Below are 13,121 nucleotides of genomic sequence, written 5' to 3'. Positions count from 1 at the left end.
ATTACACATTATACGCAGGGGGAATTCAGGAAATGAAAAAAAACAAATTGGTGCTTATGCTTCTGATGGCTGCTTTTATGATGATTGCAGCTGCATGCGGAAATGCAGGAGAAAGTAAAAAATCGAATAGCGATTCTGCAAAAGGAGAAGAAAAGGCATCAGGTTCTTTAACCATTTCTGGTTCATCGGCTATGCAGCCGCTAGTACTTGCTGCCGCGGAAAAATTTATGGAAGAAAACCCTGATGCTGATATACAGGTACAAGCTGGCGGTTCTGGAACAGGGCTTTCTCAAGTCTCAGAAGGAGCTGTTCAGATCGGGAATTCAGACGTTTTTGCTGAAGAAAAAGAAGGCATCGATGCAAAAGCGCTTGTCGATCATCAAGTCGCAGTAGTTGGTATGGCAGCAGCTGTAAACCCTAATGCTGGTGTGAAGGATATTTCAAAAGATGAATTGAAAAAAATCTTCACTGGCAAAATCAAAAACTGGAAAGAGCTTGGCGGCAAAGACCAAAAGATTACACTTGTAAACCGTCCTGATTCTTCTGGCACACGTGCTACATTTGTGAAGTATGCGCTTGATGGAGCAGAACCTGCAGAAGGCATTACTGAAGATTCCTCCAACACAGTGAAAAAGATCATTGCTGATACTCCGGGAGCGATTGGATATCTTGCATTCTCATATTTAACAGATGACAAAGTAACTGCGCTATCTATTGATGAAGTTAAGCCTGAAGCGAAAAATGTAGCAACTGGCGAGTATCCAATCTGGGCTTATCAGCATTCTTATACAAAAGGTGAAGCGACAGGTTTAGCTAAAGAGTTTCTCGATTATCTAAAGAGTGAAGACATTCAAAAAAGCATTGTTACTGACCAAGGCTACATTCCGGTTACTGATATGAAAGTGACACGTGATGCCAACGGGAAGCAAAGCTGATCTTAATAAAAAGAGGAGTGCGGGGACAACCGTTTCTCCTCTTAACACATTCATAGGAGTGTAAAAAATGATAAACAATAGAGAAAATATGTCTGTGAGCGAGCGTTTAATCAGCTCGAGGCAAAATCGGCAATTGGATGAAGTTCGCGGAAGAATGATGGTGACAGCATGTGCGCTCATTATGATTGCGGCATCTGTGGCGATCACCATTTTCCTCGGCATTAAGGGGCTGCAATCTTTTCTTGTAAATGGTGTAAGCCCAATTGAATTCTTAACGAGCTTAAATTGGAATCCTACAGATAGTGATCCGAAATACGGAGTGCTGCCATTTATTTTTGGCTCGTTTGCAGTAACGATTCTTTCTGCTCTGATCGCTGCTCCGCTTGGCATTGCAGGAGCGATTTTTATGACAGAGATTGCCCCGAATTGGGGGAAAAAAGTGCTGCAGCCTGTGATTGAGCTTTTAGTCGGCATTCCATCTGTTGTTTATGGATTCATAGGTCTTACAGTATTGGTGCCGTTTATCGCCGAGTTCAAATCGAGCGGGACAGGGCACAGTTTATTGGCGGGAACGATTGTCCTTTCCGTCATGATTCTGCCGACCATTACATCAATTTCTGCTGACGCAATGGCTTCTCTTCCGAAGAGCTTAAGAGAGGGTTCTTACGCGCTTGGTGCGACGAGATGGCAGACGATCAGAAAAGTACTTGTGCCTGCGGCTTTTCCAACATTAATGACAGCTGTTGTGTTAGGCATGGCTCGGGCGTTCGGTGAAGCTTTGGCTGTTCAGATGGTCATAGGAAATACAAGAGTATTGCCGGAAAGCCTGTTTGACACTGCGGGAACGCTGACAACGATCATCACGCTGAATATGGGCCACACCACATACGGAAGTGTTGAAAACAATACGCTGTGGTCAATGGGGCTTGTGCTTCTGGCGATGTCATTCTTGTTCATCCTGCTTATTCGCTACTTGTCATCTAGGAGGAAAGTGTAATGAACCGCAAAATAACAGATAAACTGGCGACCGGAATGTTTGGTTTGTGTGCAGCCATTATCGCTGCCATTTTAGTAGGTTTGTTTTCCTATATTATTATAAACGGTGTTTCTCAGCTCAGCTTTCATTTTATTACGACAAAATCGAGCGCCATTGCAGCCGGTGGAGGCATACGCGACCAGCTGTTTAACTCCTTTTATATTTTATTGATTACGATGCTGATTACAATCCCGCTCGGTGTGGGAGGCGGAGTGTTCATGGCTGAGTATGCGCCTAATAACAAAGTGACTGATTTCATCAGAACATGTATCGAGGTGCTTTCATCTCTCCCGTCTATTGTCATTGGGATGTTTGGATTATTGATGTTTGTCAACTTAACAGGCTGGGGATATACGATCATAGGCGGGGCGCTTGCGTTAACTGTTTTTAACCTTCCTGTCATGGTGCGTGTGACAGAAGACGCGATTCGTTCAGTCCCTAAGGATCTGAAGGAAGCCTCTCTCGCTTTAGGGGTATCACGCTGGCATACTGTAAAAACCGTTTTAATTCCAAGTGCGATCCCTTCTATCATTACTGGAGCCATTTTAGCGTCAGGAAGAGTGTTCGGAGAAGCGGCAGCATTATTATTTACAGCCGGCCTGACAACACCGCGTCTTAATTTTACGGAGTGGAATCCGTTTTCGGAAACATCGCCGCTTAATATTTTCAGGCCCGCTGAAACACTTGCGGTCCACATTTGGAACGTAAATACGCAAGGAATGATTCCGGATGCTGAAGCGATTGCCAATGGTGGTTCTGCTGTGCTGGTGATTTCTGTTCTTGTGTTTAATCTCGCAGCGAGATGGCTTGGCACGATGATCTACAAAAAGCTTACGGCAAATTAGTACGGAAAGAGGCGAAAAACATGTCTGAACAAATGGTAAAAGAAAAACCTGAGCGAGCTGTTATTGTTCCGAAGCAGAACCACGTGCTTGAGGTCAAAGACCTGTCTATTTTTTACGGAAATAAACAAGCGGTTCATCATGTGAACATGGATATTGAAAAGAATGCGGTGACTGCTTTAATTGGGCCGTCAGGATGCGGAAAATCTACTTTTTTGAGAAATATTAACCGAATGAATGATTTAATTCCTTCTGCAAGAGCTGAAGGTGAAATCCTTTATGAAGGATTAAACATATTGGGCGGCAATATTAACGTCGTCAGCTTGAGAAGAGAAATCGGAATGGTTTTTCAAAAACCAAATCCTTTTCCGAAATCGATCTATGCAAATATCACACATGCATTGAAATATGCCGGAGAGCGTAATAAAGCGGCCTTAGATCAAATTGTGGAAGAGAGTTTAACAAAAGCAGCGCTCTGGGATGAGGTGAAGGATCGTTTACATTCATCCGCACTCTCGTTATCCGGCGGCCAGCAGCAGCGTTTGTGCATTGCGAGAACGCTTGCGATGAAGCCGGCTGTTCTTCTGCTTGATGAACCAGCTTCAGCGCTTGATCCGATTTCAAATGCAAAAATAGAGGAATTAATAACAGAATTGAAAAGAGAATACTCGATTATTATAGTCACACACAATATGCAGCAGGCTCTGCGGGTTTCTGATCGGACGGCATTCTTTTTAAACGGCGAGCTTGTAGAATACGGACAGACTGAACAGATCTTCACGAGTCCGAAACAGCAAAAGACAGAGGATTATATTAACGGGAAATTCGGATAGGAGGGCGGCAATGAGCATTGCTACCGAAGCTGTAATGAAACAGGAAGTCTATCAAGTCAATGGAATGAACTTATGGTATGGACAGCATCATGCTTTAAAAAATATCAATTTGAGCATACATGAAAACGAGGTCACGGCGATTATCGGGCCATCGGGATGCGGGAAATCGACCTTTATCAAAACATTGAATTTAATGATTCAAATGACGCCGAATGTAAAGCTTGCAGGTGAGCTGAATTATAATGGCAGCAACATTTTAAAAGATAAAGTGGATATCGTGGATTTGCGAAAAAATATCGGTATGGTATTCCAAAAAGGGAACCCGTTTCCCCAATCTATTTTTGATAATGTAGCTTACGGACCGAGAGTCCACGGCACCAAAAATAAAAAGAAGCTTCAAGAAATTGTGGAAAAATCATTGAAAGACGTGGCGTTATGGGATGAGGTGAAGGATCGATTGCATACGTCCGCTCTTTCCTTGTCAGGCGGCCAGCAGCAGCGTCTTTGTATCGCCAGGGCACTTGCGACCAATCCAGATATTTTGCTGATGGATGAACCGACATCTGCATTAGATCCAATCTCAACAAGAAAAATTGAAGAACTCATTCTTGAGCTGAAAAATAAATATACGATTGTCATTGTCACGCATAACATGCAGCAGGCAGCAAGGGTTTCTGATCAAACCGCCTTTTTCTATATGGGCGAGCTTGTTGAATGCGACAATACGAATAAAATGTTCTCTAACCCGCAGGACCAAAGAACCCTCGATTACATTACAGGAAAGTTTGGTTGAAAAAAACAGGCTGAGTCTTCAGCCTGTTTTTTATCGTGTTAACGTTTTTACGAGCTTTTTAAAGCTCATATCTGATTTTACTTTAAACTCGCCGGCACGGATTTCTTTGTGATAGCCGGCATCAATGACATAGTCATTAAAGTCTTGAGCCGAGGAGATAATGCCTTCTTTTTCAAGAAGAGCAGATACATCTGCAGTGCTCATGCCGTCTTTAATTTTCAGTTTGTACGTTTTGACCTTGTCTGTTTTCGTGTCTGATCCGCTGTCATTGGTCAAGGATTTCTCTTTTGAATCGAGAAGTTTTTGATATTCATCGCGATTCACAGAAACCATTTTTTTAGAATCAAGGTAATTGTTCACGTCTTGTTCGGTTACTGTTTTATTTTCTTTTACAGCAGCGGCCTGGTCTTCGTCAGTCAGATAAAAAACAGCTGCAAGAACGGCTGTCGCTAAAATGATGCCGCCAGCAAATGCCTGAATGCCTCGTTTTGTCATACGAGCACCTTCTCGTTATCTTTGATAATCGTATTTACGTCTTCAACTGATACATGCTCAGCTTTAGCAATCGCTTCAGCGGACATGCCGTTATTATATTTAGAAAGTATTTGTTTAGCAATTTTTTGATTGATGTCACTCTGCTTTGATTTGCGGATGACAAGGTTTGTTTCCAGTAATTCTTCCTCAAGCACGGTCATTTTCTTTTTGAGCTTGTAAATTTCCTGCATCGCAGAAAGCTGCAGAGTTTCGAGCTCTTGTTCTACATCTTTCATCGGGTCTCTTTGAGAATATGAGAATGCAATTAGCGCTATACTGACGATAAACAACGCAATAATAGCAATTTCCACGTTTCATCACCTTCTATTCTTTTTTTATCCTTCTTTTTTATACCATAAAACCAATAGTTTCTAAAGGAATTCGCGAAAAAAACGAGATTTTGTCGAGAAATCTTTCTTTGCTTCTTCTCTATGTAATGGTTTAATAGGATCACTAAGTGAACGATAGGAAAGGAGAATGTCAGGAGTCCATGGATAAACACCCATTTCCCTATAATATACGACATAAGCTTTCTTTTTTTAGGGACACATTCGACATGAACATTCAAAACGCTCACACCTTGACCGTATGCTGGGAAATCTCAGAAGAAACAATGCGGCTGGCTGAAGCGGTCCTTTTCGAAAAAACGCAGGATATGATGAAAGAATTGCGCATTGTCATCAAAAGAAAAGATAACGAAGCTGTCAGGACTAAACGCACACCGTATGATAAAGGGGAATGGACGATTGGACAGGCGGCTGGTGATGCTGTATATCGGGCTGAATACAGAATGGTTAACTCCATGAATGTCTCTCTCAAGCTTGCCTGCACAGACGACATCTATCTTGATGAAAATGGGATCCGTCATATAAACAGCTTTCAGATTGAGGAGGCACACACCAGGTGGGAGGCGCAATTTTCTGCATACACCTGTTATGGAGAAGGGGAATAAGAACGATGAACATTCTCATGCTTTCACTCGAACATCCCGATGACCCGAAAAGCGGGCTCGGTGTCCATTTAAACCGTCTCATTTCCTATTTAAATCCTCATATCAACATGACGGTTTGTACTCCGAGCAGGCAGTTGTCTTCATATGCGAAGTTTGAAGATTACATAGCCGATGCTAACTTTACAATGGTTCGCCAGGTGTTATCCGGCAATGAACGCTTTGATCTGATTCATGCTCATGATGACACAACAGTCCCTGCCGCCCAGTATTTGAAACAACGGCTTGGCCTTCCGCTTGCTGCGACAATCCACGGTCTTGAAAGCGAAAGGAAGAAGGTGTGCCGAGAAGTCCCACACCCATACAGGCTCAAGACCGAACAGCTCCTTATAGAGTCCGCTGATGCTTTGATCGTATTAAGCACATTTATGAAGCGGTCTCTTAATAAGGCAGCATATAAAAAAACAACCGTTATTCCGAGCCCTGCATCTATGGAGGAAGAGAAGGGGAAAATCCCAAGAAGCATAAATAGAAGATTCCTCTTTTCATATGGAAGGTTCGTTCCGGAAAAAGGATTTTCTCAGCTGTTAAAGGTGTTTGCCATCTTGAAGAAGCGGCAGCCTGACCTCTATCTAGTGCTGGCTGGGGAAGGTCCGTCTCTGTCCTCCTATGAGAAATTGGCTGCGGCATTGAACCTAAAGGATCGAGTCATGTTCCTGCCGTTTCTGAATAGGAAAGACATTAGAATGTTACTGTCTCACTGTGAAATGGCTGTTTTCCCTAGTTCTTATGAACCGTTTGGGCTTGCCGCACAGGAAAGCATGGAACAAGGTGTGCTGACTGTCGTTTCTCAGTCGGGTGGTTTTTGTGATTATGCCGTTCATGACAAAACGGCAATCATCGCTGATTTTACGCTCGTACAGGAAGCGGCTGATCTGCTGGACCGTTTTTTAAAAGACCGGGAAAGAGCCCGCCGGATAAAAGAAGCTGGCAGACAACAAGTGTTTAAGCTCCACCACCCCCGACTCATTACGTCATCATATGTGCAGCTTTATGAGCGTATCATCAATAATTCAGCAATTCATTGAAAAACAGCCTAGCATTCCGTCCATTATAGTGGTATTATATATAAGTCTGAATAAGTAAATGATTTTAGTTTGGAGGGAAAATAATGCGCGTTAATATTACTTTGGCTTGCACTGAATGTGGTGAGCGTAACTATATTTCTAAAAAGAACAAACGCAACAATCCAGACCGCGTTGAATTTAAAAAATATTGCCCACGTGATAAAAAATCTACGTTACACCGTGAAACAAAATAACAGCTTTGCTGTTTGAGGTGTAAGAAAAAAGCCAGAGCTTTGAAAAAGGTTCTGGCTTTTTTTCTATTCCGAGGGGGATGAGAGATGAAATCACAATTAAGAAAACAGACGATGGCGGCACTGTCTGCTTTACCAAATGAAGATCTGCTTCAAAAAACGGACCGTATATATAAGTATTTGATTTCTCTGCCGGACTGGCAAAATGCCAGCACCATTGCCGTCACCATTTCCAGAGGACTAGAGATACCGACGCGTCCTGTCATTGAGCAGGCTTGGGAGGAAGGAAAGCAAGTTTGCATCCCCAAATGCCATCCGGACACGAAGAAAATGCAATTTCGCGCATATCAGACTGATGATCAGCTCGAAACCGTTTACGCCGGACTCCTTGAGCCGATAATTGAAAAAACAAAAGAAGTAAACCAATCACAAATTGACTTGGTGATCGTTCCAGGTGTTTGTTTTGATGTTAACGGGTTTAGGATCGGCTTTGGAGGCGGCTATTATGATCGTTTTTTAAGTAAATATCAAGGAAAGTCAGTCTCTCTGCTTTTCGAGTGTCAGCTGTTTGCGCACGTACCCCGTCTGCCGCATGACATGCCGGTACATAAGCTGATAACAGAGGATCGCATCATTTCTTGTTATTCATAACTTTCCTGCCTCTTTTTCGAGAATAAATCAGGTAGAATAACAAACCCTATTGGCAGGAGGGATATCATGAAAAAACTTTTGATTTATGCCATTTTTGCTGTTTCAGCCGTCATGTTTTATCAAAATCGCTACCGTCTTATGAATACTGTACTCAGCCAGCCAGGAATCAGGCGGTCTTTTATCCATTTGTTTTTAAGAATTCCGTTTATCCGCAATAAGTTTATACAGCAAGCTTTCTAAAATCCCGTGAAAAACGGGATTTTTTGCTTTCAGTAGGCGTTTCGGAACGCCAGCTGTTATAATGAAAAAAAACTATTGGAGCGGTAAATATGTTTTTGCTGGAGTATACATATTGGAAATTGGCAACGCACCTGGTGAAAAGCGGGTATGGCGTCATACAAGCCGGCGAGCCAGATGAAATATGGCTGGAAGCGCCGGACAAGTCCCCTTATGATCTAGTTCGTCTTTATAAGCACGATCTTGATTTCCGTCAAGAAATGGTTAGAGACATCGAAGAGCAGGCCGAACGAGTAGAAAGAGTCAGAAATCAATTGGGCAGACGAAGGATGAAGCTGCTGAATGTATTTTTTTCAACTGAAGCCCCTGTTGATGACTGGCAAGAAATTTCCAAACGACCTTTTGAGAAGGGAACTGTGTCAGTTGAGCCTGTGATCGTTAGAGGATCGATGCTTCGAGATGATCTTCAAGCGGTTTTTCCATCATTTCGTACAGAAGAACACGTTTCGTTTGAAGACAAGCAAATGGCAAGGGAACACTTCCTTTCGTTAGTGCTGAAACAAGAAGAACAGAGAAAAACTGAAGCGGCGGTTTTTCAAAACGGAAAACCCATTTTTACATATTTATTTATTGCGCTTCAGGTCCTAATGTTTTTCGTGCTCGAAATAAACGGGGGCAGCACAAATACGGAGACGCTGGTCGCTTTTGGAGCAAAGGAGAACAGCCTGATTGCACAAGGAGAATGGTGGCGTCTTCTGACACCGATCGTGCTTCACATTGGCATAGCGCATTTAGCTTTTAATACGCTTGCTTTATGGTCGGTTGGTACAGCGGTTGAGCGCATGTATGGATCGGGCAGGTTTCTGCTGATTTATCTGGCGGCTGGCATTACGGGATCGATTGCGAGCTTTGTGTTCAGCCCGTATCCTTCAGCAGGCGCATCAGGAGCCATATTCGGATGCTTAGGCGCACTGCTGTATGTAGCTTTGTCAAATCGGAAAATGTTTTTGAGAACTATAGGAACCAATATTATTGTCATTATTATCATCAATCTGGGCTTTGGTTTTGCGGTTTCGAATATTGATAATTCGGGACATATTGGCGGCTTGATTGGCGGCTTTTTCGCCGCTGCAGCACTGGGGCTGCCCAAAGCCGGAGCCTTGGGAAAAAGATTGTTGTCAGCGGTTTTACTGATTGCTTTGGCGGCTGGATTTTTATATTACGGATTGCATTCGCCTTCCCACCAGGAGTCAGCGCTGATTCAGCAGGCAAGCGAGCTTTATCAGGAAGGAAAGTATGAAGAAGTAACGGAATTGCTAAACGGAGAAGCAGAGCAAAAAGATGCCTCTGCCGATCTGTTGAAAATCCTGGCGGTTTCTGATATTCAACTCGGCGAATATGATCAGGCGATTTCCCTTTTGGAACGAGCAGTGAAAAAAGAACCTAAAGACCATGCTTCATATTACTATTTAGCCGTATTGTATGTGGAAAAAAATGAGCTTGGCCAAGCAGAAAAGGCCATCCGAACGGCTGTAAAACTGAAGCCGAAGGAGAAGCGCTACAAAGAGCTCCAGCAGCAAATTGAAAACAATAAACAATCATAAAGGCGGAATAGGGTAAGGGGGCTGGCTTTTTTGTCAGCGTTTTCTTCTTGACGGACAGCTTCCATATGAATACGCTTATGATAAGTTAAGATCAAGAAATGGTGAGGAAAAATGAATACATTTTATGATGTGCAGCAGCTGTTAAAAACGTTTGGCCACATTGTTTATTTTGGAGACAGAGAGCTTGAAATTGAGTTTATGTTAGATGAATTAAAGGAATTATACATGAACCACATGATTGAAAAGGAGCAGTGGGCCAGAGCGGCAGCTGTCCTTCGAAAAGAATTGGAACAAACAAAAAACGTTAAGAGATTTTTATAAAGGCTAAGGTGATAAAAATGGATGAGATTTGGTTTGCGGGCGTTGACCTGGGAGGAACGACGATTAAACTCGCTTTTATTAATCAATATGGTGAAATTCAGCATAAATGGGAAGTCCCGACTGATAAAACTGGCGACACCATTACCGTTACAATTGCAAAAACAATCGACAGCAAGCTGGATGATCTGCAAAAACCGAAGCACCTCATTAAATACATCGGAATGGGCGCACCAGGTCCTGTAGATATGGCGGCAGGAGTTGTGTATGAAACCGTAAATCTAGGATGGAAAAATTACGCTTTAAAAAACCATTTGGAGACAGAGACCGGCATCCCAGCAGTGATAGAAAATGACGCGAATATTGCTGCGCTCGGGGAAATGTGGAAAGGAGCGGGTGATGGCGCAAAGGACGTCATTCTCGTGACGCTTGGCACAGGAGTTGGAGGCGGCATTATTGCAAATGGTGAAATTGTACATGGCATAAATGGCGCAGGCGGAGAAATCGGCCATATTTGCAGCATCCCTGAAGGCGGAGCGCCTTGCAACTGCGGCAAGACGGGCTGTATCGAAACCATTGCATCGGCAACAGGAATTGTAAGAATTGCAAAAGAAAAAATAGCGAATGCTAAGCAGACGACACGTTTAAAAGCAACTGAACAATTGTCAGCGCGGGATGTGTTTGAAGCGGCTGGTGAAAATGACGAAATTGCCCTTGAGGTGGTTGATTATGTAGCCAAGCACCTTGGTTTGGTGCTCGGAAATTTGGCAAGCTCGCTTAATCCGTCAAAAATCGTTCTTGGCGGCGGCGTATCGAGAGCCGGAGAGCTGCTGAGATCAAAAGTCGAGAAAACATTCCGCAAATGCGCGTTTCCGCGGGCAGCCCAAGCTGCTGATATTTCAATCGCAGCGCTTGGAAATGATGCCGGCGTTATTGGAGGCGCTTGGATCGCTAAAAACGAATGGCTAAAACACCAAAATTGTTAAAATTGTGTAAATGAAATTGATTTTTTGTTGTGCTCAGGTTAAGATTTAATTTGATGTGTTAATGAGAATGTTGGGAATTGACTGATTTTTTTTTGAGCGTGCTGCATAGGAGGTTGAAATGCGAAAAACGTTTTTTTCGAAGATTTCATTTATGCTGATTGCCATTTTATTGATGTGGCTGAAAACGTATGCTGTTTACAAAACCAGTTTTCATATTAAAATCGACAATCTAACACAGGAATTTATTCTGTTTATCAACCCATTGAGTTTTTTGTTGCTTATTTTTGGCCTCAGCCTGTTTTTAAAAGGCAAAAACAGAAATCGTTACATTATCGCGATGAGCTGTCTTGTCACGTTTGTATTGCTGGCTAATATGGTTTTTTACCGTTTTTACAATGATTTCTTAACAATCCCTGTTCTTTTTCAAACGAGCAATATGGGTGATCTCGGAAGCAGCATCGGAACACTTCTTGAACCGACAGACCTCCTATTGGGTGTAGATATTGCGGTTTTAATATGGCTTCACATCCGGCAAAAAGCTTTTCAATCGGACATTCCCTCTACGAAAAATGAACGGGCGGCTTATTTTTTGTTCGTTGCTTCTGTTTATTTCTTCAATCTGGGCTTGTCTGAGGCGGAAAGACCTCAGCTGTTGACACGCTCATTTGACAGAGAAATGCTTGTTAAAAACATTAGCCTGTTTAATTTTCATATTTACGACGGTGTTCTTCAGTCAAAGCAATCCGCACAGAGAGCGTTGGCAGATAGCAACAGCCTGACGGAAATTGAAAACTATGTAACCGCTAATGCGAAAGATGCCAACAAAAGGTTATTCGGCGCTGCAAAAGGAAGGAATGTCATTCTCGTATCCTTAGAGTCAACGCAAAGCTTCGTGATTAATGAAAAAGTGAATGGAGAAGAAATCACGCCTTTTCTGAATGACTTTATAAAACAGAGCTACAACTTTAATAATGTTTACCACCAAACAGGCCAGGGGAAAACCTCGGATTCTGAATTTATCGTGGACAATTCACTGTATCCGCTTGGACGAGGTGCCGTGTTTTTTACGAATGCGGGCAATCAATATATGGCAGCTCCTGAAATTTTGAAAAACAGCGGATATTATTCAGCGGTGCTTCACGCTAATAATAAAAGCTTTTGGAATCGTGATTTAATGTACGACTCATTTGGATATGATTCGTTTTTTGATAGTAACTCGTATGATGTTACGGACGAAAATTCAGTCGGCTGGGGACTAAAGGATAAAGAATTTTTTGAGCAGTCTTCAGAGCTGATGAAAAATCTGCCTCAGCCGTTTTACTCAAGGCTGATCACACTGACGAACCACTTCCCATTTGATCTTGATGAAGAGGATCAACTGATTGATGAATATGATTCAAGCAGCCAGACGCTAAATAAGTATTTTCCGACAGTGCGTTATCAGGATGAGGCGCTGAAACGGTTTATCGAAAAGCTGAAGGAAGACGGGTTATACGACAACTCTGTTATTGTATTATACGGTGACCATTATGGTATATCGGAAAACCATAATGAAGCGATGGGGCAGTTTTTAGGAAAAGAAATAACCCCATTTGAAGAGGTGCAGCTCCAAAAAGTGCCGCTTGTCATTCATATTCCGGGTATTACCGATAAAAAGCCGCAAACCATAGAAACAGTAGGCGGGCAGATTGATATCAGGCCGACGCTGATGAATCTTTTAGGAATTGATACGATAGATCAAATTCAATTCGGCAACGATCTGCTTTCGGACGAAAAACTGGACTTTACGGTGCTCCGGGACGGGAGCTTTATCACGGATCAGGTTGTATATACAGACGGTGCTTGTTATGACAAAGAGACGGGAAAACCGTTAGAAGAGACACAACAATGTGAAGCATTTGCTGATAAAGCGAAACAAGAGCTATCACTTTCTGATGAAATCATTTATGGAGATTTGTTGCGATTTTATGATCAGAAAAGGCTGGACAATTCGTCAAAACGGAAAGAAAAACAAATGCTTGATCAAGCATCGTAATCATAATGTCTCCCGCATCAAAGTGAGCGGGAGGCTTTCTTTTTTTAAGT

15 protein-coding genes and 1 pseudogene are annotated in these 13,121 nt (G+C 42.7%); 14 read left to right on the top strand and 2 right to left on the bottom strand.

Going from position 1 to position 13,121, the window contains the following annotated elements:
* The first annotated feature begins 32 nt into the window (after positions 1 to 32).
* The 5 genes from JQX68_RS12810 to pstB (JQX68_RS12790) all read left to right on the top strand — a co-directional run bounded on the left by JQX68_RS12810 (position 33) and on the right by pstB (JQX68_RS12790) (position 4,439).
* Positions 33 to 935, top strand: coding sequence for a phosphate ABC transporter substrate-binding protein (locus JQX68_RS12810; RefSeq protein ID WP_147772245.1), 903 nt, complete (start codon positions 33 to 35; stop codon positions 933 to 935).
* Positions 936 to 1,002: 67 nt separating this feature from the next.
* On the top strand, positions 1,003 to 1,932 hold the full coding sequence (gene pstC / locus JQX68_RS12805) for a phosphate ABC transporter permease subunit PstC (protein ID WP_147772244.1): 930 nt from the start codon (positions 1,003 to 1,005) through the stop codon (positions 1,930 to 1,932).
* On the top strand, positions 1,932 to 2,816 hold the full coding sequence (gene pstA / locus JQX68_RS12800) for a phosphate ABC transporter permease PstA (protein WP_014664618.1): 885 nt from the start codon (positions 1,932 to 1,934) through the stop codon (positions 2,814 to 2,816). The genes pstC and pstA overlap by 1 nt, the downstream gene beginning before the upstream one ends.
* 20 nt (positions 2,817 to 2,836) lie before the next feature.
* The gene (pstB, locus tag JQX68_RS12795; protein ID WP_014664617.1) at positions 2,837 to 3,646 is read left to right on the top strand and encodes a phosphate ABC transporter ATP-binding protein PstB; all 810 of its coding nucleotides are present in this window, start codon (positions 2,837 to 2,839) and stop codon (positions 3,644 to 3,646) included.
* A 10-nt stretch (positions 3,647 to 3,656) separates the two neighbouring features.
* A complete protein-coding gene (pstB, locus tag JQX68_RS12790; protein ID WP_040082619.1) occupies positions 3,657 to 4,439 on the top strand; it encodes a phosphate ABC transporter ATP-binding protein PstB in 783 nt (260 codons plus the stop codon).
* A gap of 30 nt (positions 4,440 to 4,469) precedes the next feature.
* On the opposite strand, the gene JQX68_RS12785 is transcribed toward pstB (JQX68_RS12790), so the two are convergent.
* Both JQX68_RS12785 and JQX68_RS12780 read right to left on the bottom strand, forming a co-directional pair.
* Positions 4,470 to 4,934: an endolytic transglycosylase MltG gene (locus JQX68_RS12785; RefSeq protein WP_040082620.1), complete on the bottom strand. Its 465-nt coding sequence runs from the start codon at positions 4,932 to 4,934 to the stop codon at positions 4,470 to 4,472.
* Positions 4,931 to 5,284: a hypothetical protein gene (locus JQX68_RS12780; protein ID WP_014477348.1), complete on the bottom strand. Its 354-nt coding sequence runs from the start codon at positions 5,282 to 5,284 to the stop codon at positions 4,931 to 4,933. The genes JQX68_RS12785 and JQX68_RS12780 overlap by 4 nt, the downstream gene beginning before the upstream one ends.
* A gap of 179 nt (positions 5,285 to 5,463) precedes the next feature.
* Between JQX68_RS12780 and JQX68_RS12775 the strand changes: the two genes are divergently transcribed.
* The 9 genes and pseudogenes from JQX68_RS12775 to JQX68_RS12735 all read left to right on the top strand — a co-directional run bounded on the left by JQX68_RS12775 (position 5,464) and on the right by JQX68_RS12735 (position 13,071).
* On the top strand, positions 5,464 to 5,925 hold the full coding sequence (locus JQX68_RS12775; RefSeq protein WP_147772243.1) for a hypothetical protein: 462 nt from the start codon (positions 5,464 to 5,466) through the stop codon (positions 5,923 to 5,925).
* A gap of 5 nt (positions 5,926 to 5,930) precedes the next feature.
* Positions 5,931 to 7,010 (top strand): glycosyltransferase family 4 protein, encoded by a 1,080-nt coding sequence (locus tag JQX68_RS12770; RefSeq protein ID WP_147772242.1) that lies wholly within the window; start codon positions 5,931 to 5,933, stop codon positions 7,008 to 7,010.
* Between the two features lie 83 nt (positions 7,011 to 7,093).
* The gene (gene rpmG, locus JQX68_RS12765; protein WP_003153056.1) at positions 7,094 to 7,243 is read left to right on the top strand and encodes a 50S ribosomal protein L33; all 150 of its coding nucleotides are present in this window, start codon (positions 7,094 to 7,096) and stop codon (positions 7,241 to 7,243) included.
* Between the two features lie 84 nt (positions 7,244 to 7,327).
* Positions 7,328 to 7,891 carry a 5-formyltetrahydrofolate cyclo-ligase gene (locus tag JQX68_RS12760; protein WP_147772241.1) on the top strand — a complete coding sequence of 188 codons (564 nt, stop codon included), beginning with the start codon at positions 7,328 to 7,330 and terminating at the stop codon, positions 7,889 to 7,891.
* Positions 7,892 to 7,957: 66 nt separating this feature from the next.
* Positions 7,958 to 8,131, top strand: a complete 174-nt coding sequence (locus JQX68_RS12755; RefSeq protein ID WP_003230126.1) for a hypothetical protein — start codon at positions 7,958 to 7,960, stop codon at positions 8,129 to 8,131.
* Between the two features lie 89 nt (positions 8,132 to 8,220).
* Positions 8,221 to 9,732, top strand: coding sequence for a rhomboid protease YqgP (yqgP, locus tag JQX68_RS12750; RefSeq protein ID WP_147772240.1), 1,512 nt, complete (start codon positions 8,221 to 8,223; stop codon positions 9,730 to 9,732).
* A 111-nt stretch (positions 9,733 to 9,843) separates the two neighbouring features.
* Positions 9,844 to 10,060, top strand: a pseudogene (locus JQX68_RS12745) (YqgQ family protein).
* A gap of 10 nt (positions 10,061 to 10,070) precedes the next feature.
* Entirely contained in the window at positions 10,071 to 11,036 is a 966-nt protein-coding gene (gene glcK / locus JQX68_RS12740) for a glucose kinase GlcK (RefSeq protein ID WP_147772239.1), read from the top strand.
* Positions 11,037 to 11,154: 118 nt separating this feature from the next.
* Entirely contained in the window at positions 11,155 to 13,071 is a 1,917-nt protein-coding gene (locus JQX68_RS12735) for an LTA synthase family protein (protein WP_147772238.1), read from the top strand.
* Positions 13,072 to 13,121: the final 50 nt, after the last annotated feature.

The sequence above is a fragment of the Bacillus sp. LJBS06 genome (assembly GCF_016924995.1).
GTDB lineage: Bacteria > Bacillota > Bacilli > Bacillales > Bacillaceae > Bacillus > Bacillus stercoris.
Note: the sequence above shows the minus strand (reverse complement) of the source record. Positions and strands in the feature narration are given on the sequence as shown.

Bases quoted from the DNA above. Each gene is read 5' to 3' on its own strand.
- JQX68_RS12810 (WP_147772245.1), top strand. From the start codon at position 33: ATGAAAAAAAACAAATTGGTGCTTATGCTTCTGATGGCTGCTTTTATG.
- pstC (WP_147772244.1), top strand. From the start codon at position 1,003: ATGATAAACAATAGAGAAAATATGTCTGTGAGCGAGCGTTTAATCAGC.
- pstA (WP_014664618.1), top strand. From the start codon at position 1,932: ATGAACCGCAAAATAACAGATAAACTGGCGACCGGAATGTTTGGTTTG.
- pstB (WP_014664617.1), top strand. From the start codon at position 2,837: ATGTCTGAACAAATGGTAAAAGAAAAACCTGAGCGAGCTGTTATTGTT.
- pstB (WP_040082619.1), top strand. From the start codon at position 3,657: ATGAGCATTGCTACCGAAGCTGTAATGAAACAGGAAGTCTATCAAGTC.
- JQX68_RS12785 (WP_040082620.1), bottom strand. From the start codon at position 4,934: ATGACAAAACGAGGCATTCAGGCATTTGCTGGCGGCATCATTTTAGCG.
- JQX68_RS12775 (WP_147772243.1), top strand. From the start codon at position 5,464: ATGGATAAACACCCATTTCCCTATAATATACGACATAAGCTTTCTTTT.
- JQX68_RS12770 (WP_147772242.1), top strand. From the start codon at position 5,931: ATGAACATTCTCATGCTTTCACTCGAACATCCCGATGACCCGAAAAGC.
- rpmG (WP_003153056.1), top strand. From the start codon at position 7,094: ATGCGCGTTAATATTACTTTGGCTTGCACTGAATGTGGTGAGCGTAAC.
- JQX68_RS12760 (WP_147772241.1), top strand. From the start codon at position 7,328: ATGAAATCACAATTAAGAAAACAGACGATGGCGGCACTGTCTGCTTTA.
- JQX68_RS12755 (WP_003230126.1), top strand. From the start codon at position 7,958: ATGAAAAAACTTTTGATTTATGCCATTTTTGCTGTTTCAGCCGTCATG.
- yqgP (WP_147772240.1), top strand. From the start codon at position 8,221: ATGTTTTTGCTGGAGTATACATATTGGAAATTGGCAACGCACCTGGTG.
- glcK (WP_147772239.1), top strand. From the start codon at position 10,071: ATGGATGAGATTTGGTTTGCGGGCGTTGACCTGGGAGGAACGACGATT.
- JQX68_RS12735 (WP_147772238.1), top strand. From the start codon at position 11,155: ATGCGAAAAACGTTTTTTTCGAAGATTTCATTTATGCTGATTGCCATT.